Source organism: Hydrogenophaga sp. FW305-3-2-15-A-LB1, assembly GCF_058787875.1.
Window position 1 is genome coordinate 1 of sequence record NZ_JBYTAE010000179.1, and the last position, 1,529, is coordinate 1,529.

Genomic DNA, 1,529 nt, shown 5'->3' on the forward strand with positions numbered 1-1,529 from the left:
CCCCCGACCTGGACCTGGCCACCCCCGCCGCCACGGGCAGCGCCAGCGCCTCGTCGTCCACCCCCGAAGGCGGCAGCAAGCTCACCGTCGGCCCGAACATCAAGCTCAAGGGCGTGGAGATCACCGACTGCGACACGCTCGTGGTGGAAGGCCTGGTCGAGGCGACCATGGATTCGCGCGTGATCCAGATCGCGGAACAGGGCGAATTCAAGGGCTCGGCCGAGATCGACATCGCCGAAATCCGCGGCGTGTTCGATGGCAACCTCACGGTGCGCCAGAAGCTGGTGATCTACGCCACGGGCAAGGTCACCGGCAAGATTCGCTACGGCAAGGTCGTGATCGAGGAAGGCGGCCAGCTCTCCGGCGACATCGAATGCTCGTCCTCGGCCGGCGCGAAGTACCCGGCCTCGTCGTCGCAGCGCTCCATGGCCCTGGCGGCCTGACCGTCCGCTAGCACCGCGGCACACGCCCGGCCCGGCTTGGCCGGGCGTCGTTGCCCGCCCTCGGCAGCCCCGTTATGCTCGGGGCCATGTACGCCGAATTCTTCGGGTTGAAGCAGGACCCCTTCTCCATCGCGCCCGACCCGCGCTACCTCTTCATGAGCGAGCGCCACCGGGAGGCCCTGGCGCACCTGCTCTATGGCATCCGCGGCGGCGGCGGCTTCGTGCTGCTCAGCGGCGAGATCGGTGCCGGCAAGACCACCATCTGCCGCTGCTTCCTGGAGCAGATCCCCGAGCAGTGCCGGGTGGCGTACATCTTCAACCCCAAGCTCACGGTCGGCGACCTGCTCAAGACGATCTGCCGCGAGTTCCACATCGAGGTCCAGCACGAAGGCATCGGCCCGGCCACGATCAAGGACTACCTGGACCCGCTCAACGAGTACCTGTTGCAGAGCCACGCCAAGGGCGAGCGCAACGTGCTCATCATCGACGAAGCGCAGAACCTCACGCCCCACGTGCTGGAGCAGCTTCGCCTGCTGACCAACCTGGAAACCAGCGAGCGCAAGCTGCTGCAGGTCATCCTGATCGGCCAGCCCGAGCTGCGCGAGGTGCTCGCGCGGCCCGAGCTGGAACAGCTGGCGCAGCGCGTGATCGCGCGCTTTCACCTGGGCACGCTCAACGAAGCCGAAACCCGCCAATACATCCAGCACCGCATGCAGGTGGCCGGTCTGCGCGGGCCACTGCCCTTCTCCAACCAGGCGATCCAGCGCATCCACGAGATCACGCGGGGCGTGCCCCGGCGCGTGAACCTGCTGTGCGACCGTGCCCTGCTCGGCGCCTATGCCACCCACCAGGCCCGTGTGGAGCGCGCCGTGGTCGAGAAGGCGGCGGGCGAGGTGTTTGAGACCGATGCGCCCATGCCCAAGCACCGCCGTGGGCAGGCCGCCGCGCCGCTGGCCGCCTGGGCTTCGCCGCTGGGCACTCTGGGCATCGGCCTGGTGGTGGGCGCGCTGGTGACCGGCGCGCTGTTCTGGTTCTGGAGCCACAGTGCGCCCAGAACGGCCGCGGCGACACCGGCCCCCGCCGCCC

General features: G+C 69.0%; 2 protein-coding genes. Both read left to right on the top strand.

Annotated features, from left to right (window positions below; genetic code table 11):
- Positions 1 to 443 (top strand): bactofilin family protein (locus AC3WPZ_RS27925; RefSeq protein WP_492442615.1); only part of this gene is annotated, 443 nt, incomplete at its 5' end.
- An 86-nt stretch (positions 444 to 529) separates the two neighbouring features.
- The coding region (locus AC3WPZ_RS27930; RefSeq protein WP_492442617.1) for an ExeA family protein at positions 530 to 1,529 on the top strand (1,000 nt) is incomplete at its 3' end.